The organism is Bifidobacterium sp. M0353, assembly GCF_016100645.1.
Classification (GTDB): domain Bacteria; phylum Actinomycetota; class Actinomycetes; order Actinomycetales; family Bifidobacteriaceae; genus Bombiscardovia; species Bombiscardovia choladohabitans.
In genome coordinates, this window is the sequence record NZ_JACFSB010000001.1 from 1,057,993 (window position 1) to 1,073,309 (window position 15,317).

Annotated in this window: 11 protein-coding genes; 6 read left to right on the forward strand and 5 right to left on the reverse strand. The window is 54.3% G+C overall.

Annotation, left to right across the window (positions count from 1 at the left end):
- Positions 1–26 precede the first annotated feature (26 nt).
- From H3V04_RS04360 to H3V04_RS04370, 3 genes are all read right to left on the reverse strand, one after another.
- Positions 27–1,292 carry an ABC transporter substrate-binding protein gene (locus tag H3V04_RS04360; protein WP_198187326.1) on the reverse strand — a complete coding sequence of 422 codons (1,266 nt, stop codon included), beginning with the start codon at positions 1,290–1,292 and terminating at the stop codon, positions 27–29.
- Positions 1,293–1,655: 363 nt separating this feature from the next.
- Positions 1,656–2,471, reverse strand: coding sequence for a GntR family transcriptional regulator (locus tag H3V04_RS04365; RefSeq protein ID WP_198187327.1), 816 nt, complete (start codon positions 2,469–2,471; stop codon positions 1,656–1,658).
- Between the two features lie 127 nt (positions 2,472–2,598).
- Positions 2,599–5,103, reverse strand: coding sequence for a DUF4855 domain-containing protein (locus H3V04_RS04370; protein WP_198187328.1), 2,505 nt, complete (start codon positions 5,101–5,103; stop codon positions 2,599–2,601).
- Positions 5,104–6,495: 1,392 nt separating this feature from the next.
- On the opposite strand from H3V04_RS04370, the gene H3V04_RS04375 reads away from it, so the two are divergent.
- The 6 genes from H3V04_RS04375 (at position 6,496) to H3V04_RS04400 (ending at position 13,391) form a co-directional block, all read left to right on the forward strand.
- Positions 6,496–7,425, forward strand: coding sequence for a hypothetical protein (locus H3V04_RS04375; RefSeq protein ID WP_198187329.1), 930 nt, complete (start codon positions 6,496–6,498; stop codon positions 7,423–7,425).
- Positions 7,426–8,005: 580 nt separating this feature from the next.
- The gene (locus tag H3V04_RS04380; RefSeq protein ID WP_198187330.1) at positions 8,006–9,196 is read left to right on the forward strand and encodes an NAD(P) transhydrogenase subunit alpha; all 1,191 of its coding nucleotides are present in this window, start codon (positions 8,006–8,008) and stop codon (positions 9,194–9,196) included.
- Positions 9,193–9,561, forward strand: coding sequence for an NAD(P) transhydrogenase subunit alpha (locus tag H3V04_RS04385; RefSeq protein ID WP_198187331.1), 369 nt, complete (start codon positions 9,193–9,195; stop codon positions 9,559–9,561). The genes H3V04_RS04380 and H3V04_RS04385 overlap by 4 nt, the downstream gene beginning before the upstream one ends.
- Positions 9,558–10,967, forward strand: a complete 1,410-nt coding sequence (locus H3V04_RS04390; protein ID WP_198187332.1) for an NAD(P)(+) transhydrogenase (Re/Si-specific) subunit beta — start codon at positions 9,558–9,560, stop codon at positions 10,965–10,967. Before H3V04_RS04385 ends, H3V04_RS04390 begins: the two co-directional genes overlap by 4 nt.
- Positions 10,968–11,048: 81 nt before the next feature.
- On the forward strand, positions 11,049–12,074 hold the full coding sequence (locus H3V04_RS04395) for a low specificity L-threonine aldolase (RefSeq protein WP_198187333.1): 1,026 nt from the start codon (positions 11,049–11,051) through the stop codon (positions 12,072–12,074).
- A gap of 267 nt (positions 12,075–12,341) precedes the next feature.
- Complete coding sequence (locus H3V04_RS04400; protein ID WP_101432632.1) at positions 12,342–13,391, forward strand: NAD(P)-dependent alcohol dehydrogenase; 1,050 nt, start codon at positions 12,342–12,344, stop codon at positions 13,389–13,391.
- 178 nt (positions 13,392–13,569) lie between these two features.
- Here H3V04_RS04400 and H3V04_RS04405 read toward each other — a convergent pair whose 3' ends face one another.
- Positions 13,570–14,433: a HAMP domain-containing sensor histidine kinase gene (locus tag H3V04_RS04405; RefSeq protein WP_232342456.1), complete on the reverse strand. Its 864-nt coding sequence runs from the start codon at positions 14,431–14,433 to the stop codon at positions 13,570–13,572.
- Between the two features lie 110 nt (positions 14,434–14,543).
- Positions 14,544–15,236 (reverse strand): response regulator transcription factor, encoded by a 693-nt coding sequence (locus H3V04_RS04410; RefSeq protein WP_198187335.1) that lies wholly within the window; start codon positions 15,234–15,236, stop codon positions 14,544–14,546.
- Positions 15,237–15,317: the final 81 nt, after the last annotated feature.

Here is a 15,317-nt window from a genome sequence, read left to right on the forward strand (position 1 = left end):
ATGGGACCATTCCACCCGTCTGTATCCTATTGTTTGTAGGCTTTAGCCTTTTCGGCCACCGACTGCATAGCCTGCTCTGGAGTCGCCTGCCCAGCCTGAATCTGTGTAAAGGCCGCAGAGAGATCTTGCCCATATTGAGTGCTGAACTTGGTGGAATAACTCGGCACGGCCAACTTTGACTTAGCAGCCGCCAAGAACACGTCGAAGTTCGGCAGATCAGAATATGTTGTGTCGCTGAGTAACGAAGTACGTCCGGGCAAGTTAGCCAACGTATGTGTAAACTCAAGCATCGGCTTTTTGCCTAGGAAATACTTCATGAACTTCCAAGCTTCTTTGGGGTGAGCGGAGTTCTTCGGGATGAACAAGTTGGACAGGTCCAAACGTGTAGTGCCCCTAAGCTCTGGCTTATCTGCAGGATATGGCAGAGCTGCGGCCCCCCAGTTGAGCTTCGGTGCCAGGCGACGGATGAACGCCGACTGCCAGTTGCCGTCAATCAGAGTTGCGATTTGCCCGGTGTAGAAGGGGTATTGAGCCGTGCCGTACTCACCGAAACCCGACTGGAAGTCTTGCAGGTTTTTAGCGCCGAACTTCTTGACTACATGCTCAACCCACCAGTTCAACGCCTCTATATTGCGTGGGTTGGTTGGTGAAGCCTTGCCGTCCTCGGTGTACCAACTGCCCCCGTAGGCCTGGACGAGCAGCTGCAGGTCCACCGAAGAGTTGGTGCCCAACCGCTCGACCTTGTCTCCGTTGAGCTTACTAACTGTATCGATGACCTTAGCAAAATCGTCGAACGTCTCGGGAGGGTTGGTAATGCCGGCCTCTTTGAGCTCATCCTTGTTGTACAGCAACTGATAGATATTCGCTGCCACGGGTAGAGCGTAGAGCTTGGAATCAAAGGAATTATTTTTGATTGCGGCTGGAAGGAAGTCGGAAGTGTCGTACTTGTCAGCTTTAATATAGTCGTCCAGCCCCAAGAGCACACCGCTGTTTGCCCAATCGACAATCTGCGAATTGCCTGTGTTGGAAATATCAAACTGAGGGTTTTTGCCCTGCATCGACAGCACCTGTGCCTGCTGATCTGCAGACGAGGTTCCTTTGACTGATATCTTGCTCTGAGAAGCGTTGAAATCCTTGATGATCTTCTCAACGGCTTTCGCTTCGTCGCCTGTCCACAGGTACGAGAATCGTACGGTGACTTTTCCCTCCTTGTCTGTGCCGGTCGTGTTGGTAGGCCCAAAGCCAGCGCATCCTGCCAGGGAGACACTCGCCAGGGTAGCCACAGCGGCCACTGCCAGCTTCCTTGCTATATGGTGTACATGTTTCATTGGTATGTACCTTTCTTCGCTTTTTCAACATCATCGTTGGAGTAAACGTGTATCGTTTACTGACATTGCCGCCTTCGACCAGACGGAAGATTCATCAATCCTCTCTGACAACTGCATTGGCACCCTTGCCGGTTATAGCTTATGAAAGACCGGTCAGACGGCCTGAAAGTATAGAAACAACAACCCTGCGATACACAGAGCAAGCACCACGCTTCCAACTATCTGACTTTCCGTAACTAGCAGTTTTATGCTAGGGCGGCCGTCTACGGAATGCAATATTGGTATTTACCAATTATTCGTTTCCAATGATTGCGCTACAGGATTGCTTCAATCTCGCTTGACCGCATAATGAAGCATGTATTTATCTCCCCTATAGAGAGATGTGCTCGTCTCGATGCGTCTTCCTTTGACATCAAAGGTAACGCGGACGATTTTCAAAGCCGGTGAATAGGGCGCTACCTGCAACAGCTTAACGTCATCTGGCTCAAGCGCCACAGGAGAAACCACCTGATCTGCCCATACCGGCAGCAAACCATATTCGTGTTGCAACACATCATAAAAGGAACCAGTGATATCCTGCTCCTCAATACCCGGTACATACTCAAGTGGGACGGTCACCTCTTCCAGGCACATAGGCTCGCCATCAGCCAAGCGCAAGCGTCGTAAGATATAGACATCAGCCCCAGGCGAGACTTTGAGACGCCAAGAAGCTTTCCGATCTGCTTGCGCCCGCTCATGCAAAAGCACCCGAGAAGATGGAACCATGCCTCTCGCTCGAATATCTTCAGAAAACGAAGTAAGCTTTAGCGACTTTACAATTCCTGGCTCGACGGTGTATGTACCGCCGCCCTGCACCTTGTATACAACGGTGTCTGCTTCGAGTTTTCCTATGGCCTTGCGAATCGTAACGCGACTAGCCTTGAACTCTTCGGCCAACTTGCGTTCAGGCGGAATCACCGAGTTTGAAGGACGGCCCGCAATATATTTGCGATAAATAGCATCGCGTATCTTCATATATTTGGGCCGCGTATCTTCCCAATCACGCCGGTCCTCGTCATCACTGAACGTTTGGTCATCCGTAGGCCGATTAGAACCATACAAACCGCTCTTGCCCAGAAACAGCCCCTCGGCAGTTACCTGCATCTCTTCGCCCCTCTTTCCTGGAACGGCACCACACCGCCAACAGCCAATAAAAACGCCCAACAGCTATGCGAAGTTTGACGCTTATAACGCAGTTATAAAGGGATTGAGCTTTACAGGGATGAGACACTTATGCCACCTTGACTTCAGAGATCATCGTCCAAGCCCAGCTAGCCCCGTCACCTGGTAAAAGAATCCGCACAGCAGTAACTTGTTGGTAGCGCAAATCGGCAATGTCAAGACGAACTCCACCAGACCCGAATGACGTTTGTTCTCGGCGCCCCTGCACGTCCACCCACTGGCCCGCGGTTTTTACCTGAGCCGCGAACGTAGTGGGTGCCACAATCCCGTAGGAACCGGCATTGAGAGTATAGACAGAAATGGTATTAACATCTATCGGTTTAGCGGCATCAAATCGTAGCGTAACCGCTTCGTTTGCTGGCCAACCCGAGATCTCTCTCCAAGCAAAGTCACCAGTGTATCTTCCGTCCGTAAGACGCAGCCCATCGTCCGAATAATTGTCTAAATCACCTGGAGCTCGTGCTAATCGGTAGCTGAAATTGATGGGATTGCCAACGCTATCAACAACTTGCAGTTCAGAGAGCATAGCCCAAGAATTCGTAGAGAACCCGATATTGATATAACGTGCCCCGACTGGAGTGCCAGTTGCTTCGATGTATCCATCTTGATTTGTACATGTAATCTCAGTAGCTGTTAGACAAGAGATGCCAGGTACTGTCGGCAACGATTCTCCTCCTACTGGCGCATGCTTTGCGATGACATGTGGAGTCGAAAAAGGCCAGCTCGCCAGTAATGGAGACGTCCCCGTACCGCTACCCATCAGCGTAGGAGTATTTGAAAAAGTGGCTACAGGATTCAGTGGCCAATTGACAGCGGCATCACTTCCACCCTGTGCATAGACTTTTACGGCTCCTACCCGGCGTACACTGCCTAAATCGATATTGATTACTGATTTGCCTGGATTAGAGTTCCAGCCCACATTTCGCCCAGAAGACCAGCCTGCAGTCGATATTTTGCCATCGTGAAGCATATGAGAAGTCTTATCAGGATACGATGCAGGCCTGGGCTTACCTGACTCCACCACCGTATACGCGTTGGCTAGCCCGTTCTCAGTCACAGGATCGAGCGAACGATCGCCTACTATTCTCACTATCGGAGGCTTACTCACCGGGGAGCGCTGGGCCGTAGTCAGTATTAGCCTGATCGTCTGCCTATCGGAGTCGACTCGGGTATTATCAAAACTCACAACCACACCCTGAATGTCGTCTGCCAAGCTGTCACCACCTGGCCTTGTGGCCCAAGCCAGCTGCTTCCATCCACCGTTGGCAGTCTGAACTTGGAGTTGCACCTCGCCCTGCCAATACTGCTGGTGTTCAGCAAAGTCGATGCGTATGCTATTGAACTTTCTCAGATCCACTTCGCGCGCAACGTACATTCGTTGATTGTCGCTCTGCCCGACTGATTGTTTCGATTCCACAGCTTTGATATCTACATCTGGAGAAGAGATGTGCTTGCCAGAGACGTAGTCAGCCAATGCATCGTAGACTGAGCGCTGCGATGGATTGCTGCTGGTCGTGATACCACAAGAGCCAAAGCCCTCTCCCAAAAAAGCAGCAGACACTCCATCCTGGTAACCGTACGTAGAGCCGTTTGCCAGATACTGCATAGCCATAACCTGTTCAGTTGTTAACCGGGAGCACCCACGGAATTCAAGTTCGATCCCTAAACCGTATTTTTGAGCAGCTACAGCCGTTTCCTGCAACCTCGATGCGTTGACTTCACCACCATCCAGCGGTGAGCGGAAAGCATAGGAGGGCTGCATGATAGCAACGTCAAAACCATACTCTTTCCAAGATTGCCAGCCCAATCCTTTGTAATAGGGGATAAACAAATATTTAAGACCGCTGTTATGGACTCCTTGCGCATCGCCAGCAATTATGTGTTGCTCGTAAGGAGGAACGTCTTCACGCATCCTGTATAAGCCCCACAGAGCAAGATGTGCATAGTGCTTTTGGCTAAATCGTTGGCTCACTGTATTGGCAAACCACTGGGCCACAGCCTGCCGATCCTGGGCACTCGACAAACTGCGGTCAGAGCCGTTTACTTTGCCGAAAGAGCCGACGCTGGGATTCATCCACGGCATCATAACTATGATCGAGCGTTGAGATTGCTGTGGAGCTCCATCATCCTGTGCAGCTAAGTCTGCTTGCTCGGCAGCTTTTTCAACGGTATCAATGGGGCCACCTGTGCTAAACCACTGGTCGATAAGTGTCTGCCAATCCGACAATGTTGTTGCACCGTAATCAGTTTGTTTCCCATTGATCGTAAAACGCAATAAAACTGCTGCATCGAACATGGACGCTCCGGGAATAGGCTTACCTGTGTTATCAACCCGATTAAATAGAGGCAGAACCGCTCGCTCGTCCAACTGGTCATCAGCATATATCAGCGCCGCATGATGAAAGCCAACTGCCTCTGGCTTGGGATATCCTGTCGATTGCTCGCTGGACATGCCTTGAGCCCTGACGGGAGAAATCGCAACCAGCAGACAGAAAGCAACAGATATAAGGGCCACAGTAGAAAAAACGAATGGTCGATAAGCTTTTCCCGACATAGTTACTCCTCAATGACGGTTTCGCGCTGCTTTGTTACTCGCAGCAGGGACATCATAGTTTCTACCGCTCACTTGGTGGTATAACAATATTTGCACCGATAGAGCAATATTCCTTATACAAATCAATACTCAAAGCGTATACTACAAAGAAAACAGAGCTCAATATTGGTCTATACCAATATTGAGCTCTACTCGTTGACTTATCTATTACAAAGCAATATGTAGCACTCGTCTATGCTGCCAACACACGGCGATAAAACTACTGCTGAGAGCGGCGAAGTTGGATGTACTCGCCCAATGTTTTATTTGAGGGGGGGGGGGATCACGCCTCGGTAGCAATCGCACAAGGCGAACGGGGCCGAATGATGTGTCATTGGGGTTGGAACCGGTGAAAGCCAGGGTGGTGCACCAAAGGCGGCCGCGGAAGTGATGCCAGTCATCGTATCTTCCAAAGCCAGGCATGCATCCATTCGATCGGGCTGAATGCCCCCAATCGTGGTTCAGGAGGTCGCGCGTCCGGGCTGCGTTAGCCGCCCCACCTTAAACTCCCACTCCCGACTGATAAGCATGGGTTTTCATATATCCAGGAGGACTTTCTAAACCACTCTTGTATGTCATAAATAAAAAGTACTGACGATTAACATGCGAATTAGAGTCCACTATGCTCATTTTGCTCTTCTGAGCAACTGATGCAAGCTATCTCACATGCAGTCCTGGAGCAAAGGCTTATAATCGCGAAAAGTTGTTCCACTCAGCACAAAAATCAAAGATCTTCAAACAGAGAAATAACTGGCAATTAGTAGAGGGTCCTACGCATCCAAGAAGTTTTCGATTTTTTCATCAATAGCTTCTCAGCACAGATTGCCACCATTCCTACAGGCAAGGGCTTAGGCTTTTCGCTTTTTCAACTTATAACACGGGCTAAGTTCTTACAAGGGCCAATGACTTCCTTGCTGCCCTAGAAGCCTTCAACAAGTCTAAATATGGATTCATCTGATTGGACAGAAACATAGCAGCACGAGATACGTCTTTTGTCCAAGAGTGAACAGAGAAAGCATCCTTCGGGACGAGACGATGAAATCGGAAAATACAGTATTGACCAGAGGCGAAAATCCATACAATAATCGCGATATATACCGTGCTTAGACACTCTCGTAATTGGATATACTGCAGCGAATCCAGCGTTTCCGCAGACCCCTCCTCTCGTTGAGCTAACAGCACTTCACTCATAAAAGATCAGTATCGAAATGATGCCGACCTGGTGCTGGTCAATGCCACTTTTACGAGAAAATAGCACATACACTGGCCTCAACGGAGGTTGCTTCCTGAAAATGAGCAGGCCGCCAGATGACCTGCCAGAAGTTACGGGGAAAAACAAGCTTGGAGGGTCAGATGAGCAACAATCGAAACGAACATGCAAACAAGAACCAAGGCAGGCATGAAGAACCGCGAGTGCCCGACAACCAGCAGACGAGGCATGAGGGCAACTCCTCACAGAGCAACAACACCCGGGAAAGTTCCCAGCAAGCGACAATGAACGACAAGAACCGCATGCCGAGGCCAGTGGAGAATGCAAACCGCGGAAAAGAGAGCAGAGCAGAGAATGCCCCCAAGCCGAACCCAGAGCCTGAACAAACAGGCGAGAAGGAAGGCAGGGATTCATCCAGCAAGGACGCTGACAGTGGCAGGCCTGAAGCACAACATAAGCAGGAACAAGCTCTAAGAGCCGACCATGCGCAGGCCGGCCACACCGTGAAGGAGCACGGTCCCTCCCCTGACGAAAAACCGAACCAACCCAATAAGCCTGCTGCAAAGGATGCACCCGCGCCTGTCGACAAACCATCTCAACCGAGAGTTGCCAGTGTACCCAAACCAGCAAAGGCTAAAAACCATGATTCCTTCTATCTGGGTCTGGCTTCGGCAGTCCTGGTTGCAGCTCTGGGCCTCAGCCTGAGCACCATGCCAATCTTCTTCTCCCTGCCTCTTGCCGCCATCCTCTTTGGAATCGGCATCTGGCTCCTCTCCTATGCCAGCTTCAAGTCTCCTGGCAAACCGGAGGGAGAAGGAACGGATGCGGACAGGCATACCAGGACGGTAGTTGTGGCGACGGTCCTTCTGGTGCTGCAGACCTTCGTCATAGATGTGTTCATCTTCACCCGCATGGGAACAGTCGGCAAACATCAGAACTCCATCGTCATCACCTGGATCATCGCCAGCATGATCGAGATCCTGGCTGCCTTCGTCCTTATCTACCATCACAACCCCCTGCAGTCCAAGCCCAAGGATCCCACGGCGAACGATAAGCACGGCGGGAGGGAATAAGGCACTACAGCGCATATGAATCTGAAACGATGGACAAGTCCAGAAAGGCGGACTTGACAGTGGTGTGAAACCGCCGCAGCAGACGAATAAGTCGGCTCGCCGAATCGTTCTGTTCGCCAAGATCTTGTGTTTGCGAAAGTCTTGTGTTCGCCGGGGTTTTCGGTCTCAGGGTGCCGCTCATCCTTCTTGAAGACGCGCGGCACCTTTCGATCAACCCTCCTGTCATAGCAGTACATAGCTGGAAAATGCCAACTTGACACGGGCTGCAATGCCATACGCTATGCCGGCCGGCTCCCGAAAGATTCGGCATCAAAACCGTGAATCCCTTTGCTCGAGCATTGCAACTCCTCAGACATTACAGACATTACATAGATTGCGCGCGTGCAACTACGCGAACGCTTCTTTTGCTCTTTCCATTTCCCATCCACTTTCGCAAGATACCTTGAGGTTGGCCTCTTCACGACCGATACTTATCGACGCAATCACATTCAGACTGTACTAACCTCTCATCAGCACTGATCAGCCACTAGAATCATTGGTGCAATTGCTCACACACAGTTGTGTTCGAAAAAGGAAAGACATGAGTGGACCAGAAAAATCCCGCGTAACCTTCGGGGTCCTCAAAGAGACAGACGATGAGGAGTACCGTGTTGCCCTGACGCCCGATATCGTGACCCGGCTGACCAGACAAGGCATTACCTGCCTATTGGAGTCCGGAGCCGGGGCTCGAGCCGGCTTCCTGGATGAGGACTACCAGCAGAAGGGAGCCACAGTCACCGATAGGGATGCTGTCCTATCGAAGTCGACAGTCCTGGGTTTCGTCGGCAGACCGGATAGCTCCTTGCTGAAGCGGATTCCAGCCGGCACATGGATCATCGGCATGCTGGGGTCATTGAGCGACAAGGATTACATCAAGTCCCTAGAGGCGTCAGGGCTTACCGGAATCGCCATGGAGCGACTCCCCCGACAGCTCAGCTCGGCCCAGTCCATGGATGAGATGACCTCGCAGAACTCGGTCATGGGATACAAGGCGGCACTTGTGGCTGCCGATGCCTATGGATCCTTCTTCCCCATGATGACCACTGCAGCTGGAACCATCCGACCGGCCAAGGTCCTGGTTCTGGGCGCTGGCATCGCAGGCTTGCAGGCCATCGGGACCGCAAAACGTCTGGGAGCCGTGGTCACCGCCTATGACGTCAGACCCGCTTCCAGACAGGAGGTGGAATCCTTGGGAGCCAAGTTCCTCGACCTGGGACTGGACTTCTCCAAGGGACAGGGCCAGGGAGGCTATGCGCGCCAGTTGACCAATCAGGAACAGGCCCAGCAGCAGGCTGCGGTGGATGCGAAAGCGGTTGGCTTCGATGTGGTCATCACCACAGCCAAGGTTCCAGGCGGAAAGCCTCCCCGCCTCCTGAGCGCCAAGGGTGTGGCCAACCTGCATCCCGGAGCTGTGATTGTGGACTGCGCCGCCAGCGACCTGGGCGGCAACGTCGAAGGGTCACAGGTGGGAACCAGAACTACCGATAACGGAGTCACCATGATCGGGGCCCCTTACCTAGCCAGCGGAGTAGCCAAGACGGCCTCCAACCTGCTGTCGAGAAATGTGGCGGACGTGCTGGTGCATTTCCTTCGTGATGGCGCGCTCAGCATCAAAGCGGACGACGAGATCGATCAAGCACTGGTTGTATCAGATGCAGCCGATTCCGGCACACTTGGAAACGCGAATGCTCCAGATGCCGAAGAGACCGAAGAGAAAGGTCGGGAGCAATGAATTCTTTGGTCATAGCAATTACGCTCTTCATTCTGGCCCTGCTGATCGGCGTGGAGGTGATTGGCAAGGTTCCGGCCACGCTTCACACACCGCTCATGTCAGGCGCCAACTCCATTCACGGCATTGTGATCGTCGGGGTAATCATCATCGCGGCTGAGGCTCACTCCCCGCTTTCCTATGTGCTTATTTTCCTGGCTGCCGTCCTTGGCGCCATGAACGTGGTAGGCGGCTACGTGGTGACCGACAGAATGCTGGAGATGTTCAAGTCCTCCAAAACCGACAAGAGTAAGGAAAAGGCCAGCCGGGACGAACAGGATTCGACCGTTACGACCGATACCGCCAAAGACGAGGTGGTCGACAAGTGAACGCCCTCGACATCATCACCTGGTTTGTCTATCTCCTTTCCTCAGTCATGTTCGTCATGGGCCTGCACTATATGAACTCACCCAAGACGGCACGTACAGGCAATAGGATTTCTGCGGCAGGCATGGTCATCGCCGTAGCCATGGCCTTCATCCATCTGTTCGCCACCGGTTTCACCTCCTTCCTGGCCGTCGTTCTGCTCGTGCTCGGCATCCTGATCGGGTCCGCAGCAGGGGTCTACTCGGCCAGGAAGGTCAAAATGACGGACATGCCTCAGCTGGTTTCAGTTTTCAACACGGTCGGCGGCGGGGCTGCGGCCCTGGTCGCCCTGAACGACATATTGACTTCCGAGGGCACCCCGACTCTGGTGGTGCTGATCACCGCCGGCCTGGGCGTGGTCATCGGTTCCATCACCTTCACCGGCTCCCTGATAGCTGCCGGCAAGCTCCAGGGCATCAGCCTGGTTAAAAACCTGAAGCTGCCGGCCAAGGCCGTCTGGAATGTGCTCTTCGCCCTGCTGACGGTCCTCAGCTTGGTCATGCTCTGCCTGAATCCTGGCAATCGGACCCTATGGGCCGTTCTCACGGCCATATTCGCCCTGGGCTACGGACTGGTCTTCGTCATCCCCATCGGCGGCGCCGACATGCCCGTGGTCATCTCCGTCTTGAACGCCTGCACCGGCACAGCTGTGGCTATGAACGGTCTGGCCATCGACAACGTCGCTCTGATCGTGGCGGGCGCTTTGGTCGGCGCAGCAGGTGCCACCCTATCCGTCCTGATGGCCCAGGCCATGAACCGGCCGCTTCTGAGCGTCCTGGCCGGAGGGTTCGGCGGCTCCTCGACCAGCGCATCTCAGGACGCAAGCGCTCAAGGGACCATGAAGGAGACGACCCCAGACGATGTGGCTGTCCAGCTGGTCTATGCCGACAGGGTCATCTTCGTCCCCGGCTTTGGTCTGGCACAAGCCCAGGCCCAGCGCGAACTGGCCGACCTGGGCGAACTGCTCAAGGGGCGTGGCGTGGAGGTCTCCTATGCCATCCATCCGGTGGCCGGTCGCATGCCGGGACATATGAATGTCCTCTTGGCCGAGGCCAACGTCCCCTATGAGGAATTGATCGACCTAGACGACATCAATCCCCAGTTCCCCTCAGCCAACGTCGCCTTGGTGGTCGGCGCCAATGACGTGACCAACCCGGCAGCCCGCCGGCCAGGTACCGCGGTATCCGGCATGCCCATACTGGACGTTGACAAGGCCCAGCATGTTGTCGTCCTCAAACGAGGCAGGGGCAAGGGGTATGCCGGCATCGAAAACGAGCTCTACTTCAACCCGAACACGCAGATGCTCTTCAACGACGCCAAAGTCAGCCTGCAAGCGATCATTGCATCCGTCAAGGAGCTCATCGCCTGAGCATATGCTGTAGTCACAGCCAAGGCTCCGGATCGGCTTTGCTGGTCCGGAGCCAATCATCATCGAACAGGAAGGACCCACATGCTGTCATTCGTCAACGACTATTCCGAGGGCGCCCACCCCGAAGTCCTGCAGCGGCTGATCGACACCAACATGGAGCACCTTCCCGGCTATGGCAAGGATCGGTACTGCTCCTCCGCCGCTCGGAAGATCACCCAAGCCTGTGGCTGCCCGCAAGCGCAGGTCTATTTCCTGGCAGGTGGGACCCAGACCAACCAGGTCGTCACCTCCTGCCTGCTGAAGTCCTACCAGGGAGTGGTCGCCGCGGACACGGGCCATGTCAACGTCCACGAGGCCGGCGCCATTGAAGCCGTTGGTCATAAGGTCCTGACCATCCCCGGCGAACAGGGCAAGATTCGCGCCGAGGACCTTAAGGCTTTCCTGGAAGGCTTCTACGCCGACGAAAACCATGAGCAGATGGTCTTCCCAGGCATGGTCTACATCTCCCATCCCACCGAGTATGGAACCCTCTACACCCGCCAGGAGTTGGAAGACCTCTCGCAGATCTGTCGGGAACACAAGATTCCGCTCTACCTGGACGGGGCCAGGCTTGGGTACGGGCTGGTGGCCCCCGGAACCGACGTCGATCTGACGGACATAGCCCGTCTCTGCGACGTCTTCTACATCGGCGGGACCAAGGTCGGCGCACTCTGTGGAGAAGCGGTGGTCTTCCCCAAGGGGAACGCTCCCGAGCATTTCAGCACCATGATCAAAAGAAGAGGTGCCCTTCTGGCCAAGGGAAGACTCCTGGGAGTGCAGTTCGACGCCCTCTTTACCGACGACCTCTACTTACGAATCAGCCGCAACGCCATCCAGACAGCAGCGATGATCAAAAAGGCCCTGCGGGAGAAGGGGTATCAGATTGTCATGGACTCCCCCACCAATCAGACCTTCGTCCGCTTGGACAATGAGCGCATGGAAGAGCTATCGAAGCAGGTCGCCTTCGACTTCTGGGAACGCAGCGATGCCACCCACACCGTGATCCGACTGGCCACCTCATGGGCTACGACTGTTGAGGACACCCAAGCCCTGATCAATTTGCTGTAAAGGCCCTCCGAGCTCAACCAAGACAAACCACGGTCATCCTGCTACCCCTCCCCTGCTGGTCTTCCTTAGGGAGGGGTATTCGCATGTGTACGTGAACTTTTCATCCGCCCTGCAAACACGACCAATCCCACATTGTTGGACATATCACACTCGTTCGGGTGAGTGCAAAGCTCTCGTTCAGTAAGATCTTTATTGCAACAATGCTGATGCACACACCCCCGCCCTGAGCATAGGGGGTCGAAATGTTTCAACGATGAAAGGAAGCTTATGAAAGCCGTTGTTTTCGAACAATTCAATACCTTCCCCACCCTCAAGGAAGTGCCGGAGCCGACCCCTGGGAGCGGCGAAGTTCTGCTCAAGGTGGCCGGAGCAGGTTGCTGCCATTCCGACGTCTCCGTCTTCCAGGACTACACCCCAGAAACCGGGAGCCACACCAAGCCGCCATTCATTCTGGGGCATGAGACCACTGGCTGGGTGGAAGAGGTAGGACCCGATGTCACGGGCTTCAAGAAGGGTGATGCGTACATCGTCTACGGGCCCACCGGATGCGGTCACTGCCCTCACTGCGTGGCCGGCCAGGAGAACTACTGCTCCAGCGCCGCGACCAATAAGTCACTGGCCCTGGGTTTGGGGCGCGACGGCGGCATGGCTGAGTACATGACTGTCCCTGCCCGCAATCTGGTGCCGCTGGGCGATGCGGATCCAATCGGCGCAGCACCCCTGGCTGATGCGGCTCTGACTCCCTACCACGCCATCCGGGCTGCCATGCCCCACCTGAACGGCGGCGGAAAGTACGCTCTGGTCATTGGCCTGGGCGGGCTGGGCCAGATCGCCATTCAGATTCTGCACGCTCTGACCGGCGCCACCGTGATCGCCACCGACACCAAGCCGGAGGCTCTGGCCAAGGCTGAGGCCAAGGGTGCCATTCCTGTTATGAGCGACGAGCACCAGGTGGAGAACATCAGGAAGATCACCCATGGCGAGGGCGTGGATGCTGCCTTCGATTTCGTGGGTGTGGCCCCGACCATCGCTGCCGCACAGGCTTCGGGCGGCCCGGGATCCCGGGTGACCGTGGTCGGCATCGCCGGCGGCAAGGCGGAATACGACTGGTATTCCAAGCCCTGGGAGCAGGAGCTGCTGGGCGTGTACTGGGGCTCCATTCCTGAGCTCTACGATGTGGCCAACATGTATCGCCACGGCCAGATCCAGACCGAGATTGAAACCTACTCGCTGGACAATGCTCTGGATGCCTACCACAAGCTGGTCGACAACAAGCTCTCAGCCAGGGCCGTCATAGTCCCCCACACCAAGGCTTGATTTTCCCTTGTGCGTAGGCGGAGAAACGGCTTATCTGCCAGTCGGATTCAAGCACAATCAGATTCAAGAAATCTTAGACTTATGTACTGACCCCATTTTACCACCTACGCACACTCTGTGGCCTGTCACGATCTTGTCATAGCGGACGTGACAGGTCACAGCACATCTCCAAGGGGTCTTAAACCCGAATGAGTGACAGCTCACTCGATTGCAGGATATCGCTCAGCAGCAAGTGGACCAAGAAAATTCCGTTGCCCGCCGATTCCAGGTTCATGGAGCCGCCGAGCGAATCCACCAGGGAATCGACAATACTGAGACCCAGACCTGTGCTTCTGATCTTGGTCCGTGATTGGTCATCTGTCTGGAACCGTTCCATGAGCCTGTCCACATCGACGGCCCCACCCTTGGTTTTGTTGCCGAAGTCCAAATGAATTCGTCCATCTTCACCCTTGTTCAGTTCAACCCAGGCTGATTCGTCAGCGTACTTGAGCCAATTGCCGATCAGGTTTTGGATTATCCGACTCATCATGGTCCGGTCCGTGGTAATTTCCACACCAGTTTGAATTCTGGGCTCCACCGTGACGGACCGCGCGGTAAGAGAATCGAAGGCATTGAAGAGCTCCTGCTGAACCAATGCCGATAGGTTCACCCTGGTCAGATCCAGGCTCACGCTCTTTTCCTGTATCAGATTGAAATCCATCAGGTAATGCAGATAGTGATCCACCGACTGCAGGTTGTTGAGGATCTTGCCCAATTGCTCCTGATCAGCCGATCCTTCCTTGAGCAGCTGGGCGTATCCTCTGGCCACGGTCAGCGGGGTCTTGATGTCATGGGTTAGGTTGGTCAGCATCTGCCGGACTTGCTTGTTCTGCTCAGCCTGGGTGATCTGCAGCCGTCTGGTCTTGTTTAGAACGGCATTGATCCTATCCGCCAGAGTGCGGATTAGCCCCATATTGGACCCAGTGGTTACCAAGGCATTAGTGTCGGCATGGTTGATGAAGTCCAGATCATCACTGATCCGTTTGAGGTCGGCAGTCAGCATTATCAGGCCAATCGCTAAGGCGAGGACGACAAGACCCAGAACAAGTGCAACCACCTTCACGGATTCACCTCCGACGACCCCTTATTCCCCGTTCTTCCCTCCGTGTGAATTCAAACCAGACGAACGCCGATGCCCCAGACCGACACGATGTAGCGCTGACTGCCGGTGTATCTGTTCAAACTGGTCCGCAAGGTGCTCAGATGCACATTGAGTGTATTCTCGGCATTGATGTATGGCTGGTTCCAAACCTGCCGATAAAGGTCCTCCTTCTCGAAGACCCGATGCGGGTGGTCCATCAGAAGCTCAAGAATGGCGAATTCCTTCCGGGCCAGATCGACCTGATGCCCATCAACGCTGACCGTGTGCTCCATCCGGTCCAGCTCGATCCCCTGAAAACAAATCTTGGCGTCGGATTCACCTGCTGCATCCGCATCGGCTTTCAGTGCCCCGGATTGGCGCAGCTGAACCTGGACACGAGCGCGGAGCTCGTCAATGTCGAAAGGCTTGGTCACATAATCATTGGCGCCCTGCTCCAGGAGGCTGACGGTCCTGGTCTTGTCCTGGACGGCCGTGAGGATGATGACTGGCACTGACGACATATGCCGAATGGACTTGAGAACGCTGTCCCCGGTGACTACGGGGAGCATCAGATCCAGAAGAATCAGGTCGGGTTCCTCCTGCTGGAAGCGGGCCAAGGCCTGGGCGCCAGTCGTCGCTTGGATGATTCGGTAGGTCCCTCCCAACACATCCTTGAGCAAGGACTGGATGTCCTCCTGATCCTCCACGACCAGAATCGTCGGCATACTGTCTTCCTTTCGCAGGTCACTCTCATGTTACTGAAGCCGCCTAACGATGCCGATCTCGCCCAATCGGATTTATGAAAT

Coding starts and splice junctions, on each gene's coding strand:
- H3V04_RS04380 (WP_198187330.1), top strand. CDS start 8,006: ATGAGTGGACCAGAAAAATCCCGCGTAACCTTCGGGGTCCTCAAAGAG.
- H3V04_RS04365 (WP_198187327.1), bottom strand. CDS start 2,471: ATGCAGGTAACTGCCGAGGGGCTGTTTCTGGGCAAGAGCGGTTTGTAT.
- H3V04_RS04370 (WP_198187328.1), bottom strand. CDS start 5,103: ATGTCGGGAAAAGCTTATCGACCATTCGTTTTTTCTACTGTGGCCCTT.
- H3V04_RS04405 (WP_232342456.1), bottom strand. CDS start 14,433: ATGCTGACTGCCGACCTCAAACGGATCAGTGATGATCTGGACTTCATC.
- H3V04_RS04400 (WP_101432632.1), top strand. CDS start 12,342: ATGAAAGCCGTTGTTTTCGAACAATTCAATACCTTCCCCACCCTCAAG.
- H3V04_RS04385 (WP_198187331.1), top strand. CDS start 9,193: ATGAATTCTTTGGTCATAGCAATTACGCTCTTCATTCTGGCCCTGCTG.
- H3V04_RS04410 (WP_198187335.1), bottom strand. CDS start 15,236: ATGCCGACGATTCTGGTCGTGGAGGATCAGGAGGACATCCAGTCCTTG.
- H3V04_RS04395 (WP_198187333.1), top strand. CDS start 11,049: ATGCTGTCATTCGTCAACGACTATTCCGAGGGCGCCCACCCCGAAGTC.
- H3V04_RS04375 (WP_198187329.1), top strand. CDS start 6,496: ATGAGCAACAATCGAAACGAACATGCAAACAAGAACCAAGGCAGGCAT.